General features: G+C 47.0%; 4 protein-coding genes. All 4 read left to right on the forward strand.

Annotated elements, in window-relative coordinates; genetic code table 11:
* The first annotated feature begins 59 nt into the window (after positions 1 to 59).
* Positions 60 to 896 carry a hypothetical protein gene (locus tag L0156_14810; protein ID MCI0604266.1) on the forward strand — a complete coding sequence of 279 codons (837 nt, stop codon included), beginning with the start codon at positions 60 to 62 and terminating at the stop codon, positions 894 to 896.
* 2 nt (positions 897 to 898) lie between these two features.
* On the forward strand, positions 899 to 3,916 hold the full coding sequence (locus tag L0156_14815) for an O-antigen ligase family protein (protein MCI0604267.1): 3,018 nt from the start codon (positions 899 to 901) through the stop codon (positions 3,914 to 3,916).
* Complete coding sequence (locus tag L0156_14820; protein MCI0604268.1) at positions 3,913 to 5,379, forward strand: flippase; 1,467 nt, start codon at positions 3,913 to 3,915, stop codon at positions 5,377 to 5,379. Before L0156_14815 ends, L0156_14820 begins: the two co-directional genes overlap by 4 nt.
* Before the next feature lie 302 nt (positions 5,380 to 5,681).
* Positions 5,682 to 5,906 carry an addiction module protein gene (locus L0156_14825; protein ID MCI0604269.1) on the forward strand — a complete coding sequence of 75 codons (225 nt, stop codon included), beginning with the start codon at positions 5,682 to 5,684 and terminating at the stop codon, positions 5,904 to 5,906.
* The last annotated feature ends 439 nt before the right edge of the window (positions 5,907 to 6,345 follow it).

Raw genomic sequence — 6,345 nt, forward strand, 5'->3', positions numbered from 1 at the left:
TTTTTCTTTGCTCTCAAATTCTACCATGCCGGCGCGTGCTCTATCCGAATTCTGTTAAAATGACGACTATGCAGACAGGTTTTCGCGAAGAAGAATCGGCGTTATATGAAATTCTTCATCCCCTGGTGATTCGATGGAAACTCATCGCAGGTGGTGTACTTACTGGAATTATACTGGCTGGAGTTGTAAGCTCTTTTCTGCCAAAGCAATATGAAACCTCTCTTCTTCTGAACATTGGATTGGCTGTAGAAAAGATTCTGGAAGATCCATACACTGTCGCCAAAGTCATTAATAGCGAAGCTTTTCAACAAACGATTGCCGGCAAAGTTGGCTTGAACGTTTCCTCAAAGCGTTTGTCAAAAATGATCGAAGCAGAAACGGACTCCATCAGAGTCTCCCCCTGGGTCAGCGTCCGAATCAGAGCGAACAGTCCTCAGGAGACTGTGCGGCTTGCAAATGCAATCGCTGATGGGATCATACTGCGACATTCGAAGTCTTTCGAAGAAAAGATGAAGGGTTATAAGGATTACAAAAACGAGCTGCAAGAGAGTATTGCTCAATTCACTGAGGAAGCGCAAACTCTCAGAAAGAATTTGGATGCCTACCGGTCCGGTACCAAACCTGACGTTTCAACTGAGATCCTGCTTCAAACCAGGCTCAGTGAGAAAGAGAATCAAGCCATTGTGTTCAAGCGTGAATTGCGAGACATTTCGTCTTACATGGCGAAGGTACACAGTCGAGAAACCTCCGTTGTTGCCGCGCCGATGCTTCCCGAGGCGCCGGTGAGCCCGAAAATGAAATTGAATCTGCTCATTGCTGCTGTGACTAGCCTATTCATAATGATTTCCTTCGTTTTATTCAGGGAGCAGTACAGGAAGAGTTCACTCGGCATTTGAAAATGGCATTGCTGGTCCTGCTTGGAAGCGGTTTCTTCCTGGCATCGGTAGCGATGCTGGATCAAACAATTCTGCAGCTTGTTCTGATGCTGCTTTTTGTTAGCGCCGGCTTCCTGGTGCGCTACAGACTGTTTACAGCTTACCTTGTTTTTATTTTCTTGTATCCACTGTTACCCTCACAGTTTCAGTACCTTTTCAAGCTTGATCTTGTTGAATTCCTTTTTCTTTCTCTGGCTTTCTGGTGGGCCTTTCAACGAATACGTTCACAGCGCTGGCGGCTTCCGGATCATCCGCTGAATCCGCTTCTTTCGTTGTTCTTATTGGTCAGCGCTATTTCCGTGGTTCTCGCTCTGATAAGCGGCCATTTTGTGTTGTCAGAAGTCTTTCTTCTGAAACTCAAGGATAACTGGAATATTTTTCGCGTTAATCCTTACTCCGATCTCGCTCCTTTGCACAGTCTGATCTACATGATGGAAGGAATGCTCTTTTTCTACATCACGATTGATGCGCTGGATACTTCAGAAAAAATTCAAAGAGCGGCCCGGATCATATTCTATTCTGCCGTTCTGGTATCGGTTCTAGGCATTCTTCAATACGCATTCAGATTCCAGTTGCTTGAATACTGGATCAAAGTGAATCCGAAAATTGTCCGCATTAATTCGACCTTTAGTGATCCCAATTCTCTTGCGACTTATCTCGCTACGATCGTTTGTTTTGCTGCGTTTGCGTATTGCTCCAGTCCTGTGGAGCGCGGACGTCCCGTCCACAATGCAGGCGGGACGCCTGCATTCCATAGATTTTCGAAGGAAGCTCTCCTTCACATCGTGCTGGTGGCCGTCGTTTTTCTGGCGCTGGTCTTTACTGTCTCTAGAGCCGGGATAGGCGCCGCTTTCCTTGCGCTATTTCTCCTTCCCGCGTTACTGAGGTGGGCCGGTATCGATGGATCGAAATATTTGCGTGGCCCAACCGCGTGGTTAGTGAAGCGTGGAGCGTACGTGTTAATGAGTGGGTTCGTGTTACTCGTGTTCACGGCGTTCGTTATCAATTATCAAAATCCAAAACCTGTTTCTCTCTTTCAAGTTGTGATGTACACATTCAACCCACAGATCACTTTCGACCGGATGTTGCAAGGAAGGATTACATTCTGGAAAGCTGCAATTGATCTATTTCGAGACTATCCGGTGTTTGGGTGCGGGGCGGGTGCGTTTACAAATGCATTGCGAAATGCTCCTTATTTTCAAACACAGCCGGAGAATGCACATAACTATTTTCTACAAATTCTTTCGGAAATCGGCCTTCCCGGTCTTATTTTATTCTGCGCGATACTGATACAAATCCTGCGTTACGCAATAAAAAAACTTCGCGCTTCGGATGTCCTGGATTTCCCGTTGATTTTTGGTTTGTTTGCTGGATTGATCGCATTTCTTCTAACCTGTTTTACGGGCCATCCACTGCTTCTTCTTAAGCTGCAGTTTGTTTTCTGGGGTTTTATCGGACCGCTGGTGATTCAACCCGGCTCAACACAACCGGTGCCTAGATTCTCTTGGGGCACACGGATTTTTATTTGCACAATCATCTTGGTGGCTGCTTTTCAGATTCGCTCAACACTTCAATCACGCAGAATCCCGGTTTATGAACACGGTTATCATGAATGGGAAAAGGATCAAGAAGGGAATAATTTTCGTTGGACAGGACGTGCGGCGATTTCAAAAATGGAGGTTCGTGGAGCAGTGCTTTCCATTTCTCTTCGCCAGCTCAACCCTGAAGCCGTGAAGAAATCAGCTGCCGTGAAAATATTCGTGAATAACGAGCTCGTCGATAATCTACATTTGTCAAGTTTTGAATGGAAAGAATTCAAATACTACTTACCTCATTTGATGAAAGGTAAATACGCTGTTTTACGGATCGAACCGGAAATCTGGTTTGTTCCTGATAAGCGTGAGTTGGGGATCGCAGTCGGTAATCTTGCTTGGATGTGCTCGCTTTCTGATCCGATCGGAGTTCATGAATTGGAGCAGGAAGGTACGGAAAGCCTTTACTGGACGCGGGGGCAGGCTTCGTTCCCGCTGCAGATTTCCGGAGAGATGATTTCCTTTCAGCTTTTGGCAAATCCGTCAGTTGAAAAGGAACCTGTAGAGGCCCTTTTTTACTGGAACGATACTTCCATTAAACGGATGATTTTGACCCGGGCACAATGGCAAAATGTCTCTGTGGGTATTCCTGAAGGCGAACGGGAGGGCATTTTCACAATCCGCGTTTTACGGACTACAAATCCAAAAAGAATGAGATTGGGCGCCGACGCTCGAGACCTGGGTGTTCGATTGAGCTGGCCTTTGCAATCCGGAGGTAAACCGGTCATTCTGCAAGAGAATCCAACCGGTCTACTGACGCACGCCGAGATCTACGGTATTAGTAACAACAGAAATCATCCGTTCCAGTTGGTTTCTTATCCTATCCAATCATCCAGCTCAAAAATGCAGATACGAAGTTGCGGAGTTGTGCTGCGGCCCGAACCAGCCTTGCTTGATTCTGTTTCTCCACGAGAAGGGAATTGGATTCGTATTTTTCCGAAATCAGGAGCCCCGAAGCACGTAAACGTTTCGATTCATGTGATAAAAAACGTTCACCTTCCTCCTGGACCGGTTGTGATCCGCATGACTGCAATGGGGAACATTGCAGCGGGCGAGGTACCGGTGGCCAGTTTGCGCATCAATGATCGCGAAGTCGCAAGACAACCGGTTCCTTATGAGGATTGGAAGGACTACTATTTTTCTGTTTTATGGCCAAAGAAAGGGAAGAGATTGACCCTTGAATTCGTGAACGATTATTATGAGGCTCGTCAATGGATGGACAGAAATCTCATCATTAAAGAAATTGTTGCTGCAGCAGCGAAGCAGGAACCACGCGAGTTGAAGCCAGGCTGGCAATTGTTGCCGGGCTGGGTTCTGCTTGCTGAACCTGTGGGGATGAATCTTCCGTTTTCTCCTCTAGACAATTGCTATAGCATTTCGTCAAAATGAACCTTTCCGCCGGTAGAATCGAAGAGCAGCAACAAACCGGCGAATCGCGCCGGTCCTTTTCATTGCGCTGGGCAAAAAATTCCATCTTTTACTTCGCCTCTCAACTTGCAGGCAAAGGACTCTTCTTTCTCACAACCGTTTACCTGGCACGCCTTCTCGGCGCTTCAGAATATGGAAAATTTGCGTTCGCTTTCGGTTTTGTAACGTTGTTTTCAGTGATTACAAAATTTGGTCTTGATCTGCTGACTTCGCGGGATGTTGGAGAAAATCCGCAGCTTGCTGCTCAATATTTTACGGCCTCTCTCACACTTCGCACCTTGCTCTCCTTTGTCTTTCTTTTTCTGATGCTGATCGGAATTCTGATTTTCAATAAGGAATCGGAGGTCAACCGGCTGATTCTCCTGCTGGCAATCAGTGCCGCATTGCAGTCGATTGCAGGAGCCAGCACCTCTCTGTTTGAAGCGCTCCAATCCTTTGTGTACCGTTCCATTCTGAATGTTCTCATGTACGGTGTCATTTTCCTGGCGTTGCTCGCAGCCACAACCTCGAATCCCGCTCTGGATTCTGTGGGACCGGCGTTTTTGATCGGAACGGTCTTGTACTGTGTTACTGCTCTCAGTCTTTGTCATTTTAAAGTTGCGCGGTTGAGTCTGCCGCGAGATATGAAATTCCTCTGGAGGCTCTTCAAGCTGGCCCTTCCGTTGGGTCTCACTGAGATCTTCATCGGAATCTACTATCGTGTGGACACAGTATTGCTGTCGCTATTTACAACAGATGAGATTGTGGGATGGTACGATGCAGCATACACATTTGTTTATGGACTAAGATTGTTGCCCGTCACAGCCGGGATGGTGTTGCTGCCCGGATTGTCCAACCTGTATTCAAAAGAACCGCAAAAAGCCGCAGGAATCTACCGGCTCACGATGTACTATAGCATCGCGTTCGGCCTGTGGATTACTTTCTTGATCGCTATGAACTCGACTCAGCTGGTCTCGCTCGTTTTCGGCCCAGGATTCGCTGCCTCCTCCAGCGTGCTGAGCTTGCTGATCTGGACGTGCGTGATCATGTTCGCAAACGCCTTTCAGGGGATCCTGCTTGTGGTTACTCAGCAACGCGCGGCTTTATTCCGCGCAACAGCTCTGGGCGCAATTTCGAATATTGTTTTGAATCTAATACTCATTCCTGCATGGGACATGTATGGCGCAAGCGTGGCCACGGTTCTATCCGAATTCTGCGTCTTCCTTGTTTGTGCGGGTTACTTGAGACGATTCGTGAGCGTTACCTCTTTCCTCCGATTTATTTTTGCGCCTTTGCTTGGAGTTCTGCTAATGGCTACACTCTGGTTTTACTTCGGTAAAACGAATTTTCTACTCGCTTCGCTCCTTTGCACGTTGGGATACTTCGGCGTGTTTCTTGCGCTGAGGAGATTCGGACTAAACGAAGTGATGCGGGCGACCCGCTAGCAGAGTTAGTCAGTCCTCGGACGTTTTCATTTTGGCTGCCGCTAGTTGGGGCTACTCAACGGAAGCCATCGTAATGCCCAGGATCGGGCTTTTCCGACCTGAATAAAGAGCCGAATGAGATTCCAGTGGGACGCCGAATTCTCAGAAATCCATAACAGGAGACAAAGAAATACGCTTCGGTTGTGAATTACACAGCTCACTCTCCGACACCCTGAGCAAATATTAGATCGGAACACAGGAACTGGAGTTTGCACAAGATTATCGTAATTTGTATAATTTTGATCAGACTCGAAGGAGTTCTTATGTCCCAGAAAGCCGAAAAAATCCTTTCTGAAGCTATCGAATTGCCGCCGATTGAACGTGCCGAGTTGATTGAGCAACTGCTGTCCAGTTTCGAGTTTCCGTCGAGGAAGTCGATTGATGATCTGTGGGCAGCTGAGGTTGAAGATCGTATTGACGCGTACGAAAAAGGACAACTTCTTTCAATTCCCGCCAAGCAAGTTTTTGACAGGATCAACAAAAAATAATTCCTGTGGAACTCGAGTTTCTCTGGATAGCTGAGACTGAATTCGCAGAGGCCGTGGACTATTACAAGGCTCAATGATTTCAGAAACTTCGTTGGCCGTTTGTAACGCCGCGTCTCGCCGGCAGAGCTAATTTGACGTTGAGTGAAAGCCCGAAGGTTAGGGATTTTGAACACGGGATTTCCAGGAGTTCGGGTCTTTGCGAAGATGCATAATAGCGACAACAAGGATTTTCTCGTCGCGAATTTGATAGATGTAACTAGGGAGATGAAAACAAAACGGAAATTGATGCAAAATTCAATAATTTATTCCTTATCTCCATATCGCGTTGTTTATCTCCCTATCTCCCTTCTTACCTAACGCGGCATAGCCGACAACCAAAATGATAGCGGAGAGAAGTCCGAATATCGAACAAGGAACTCCGAACCGCAGAAGTCTGGCC

The organism is bacterium (assembly GCA_022616075.1).
Lineage (GTDB): Bacteria > Acidobacteriota > HRBIN11 > JAKEFK01 > JAKEFK01 > JAKEFK01.

What these genes read in the sequence shown, in the direction of transcription:
- L0156_14810 (MCI0604266.1), top strand. Translation starts at nt 60, where the DNA reads ATGACGACTATGCAGACAGGTTTTCGCGAAGAAGAATCGGCGTTATAT.
- L0156_14815 (MCI0604267.1), top strand. Translation starts at nt 899, where the DNA reads ATGGCATTGCTGGTCCTGCTTGGAAGCGGTTTCTTCCTGGCATCGGTA.
- L0156_14820 (MCI0604268.1), top strand. Translation starts at nt 3,913, where the DNA reads ATGAACCTTTCCGCCGGTAGAATCGAAGAGCAGCAACAAACCGGCGAA.
- L0156_14825 (MCI0604269.1), top strand. Translation starts at nt 5,682, where the DNA reads ATGTCCCAGAAAGCCGAAAAAATCCTTTCTGAAGCTATCGAATTGCCG.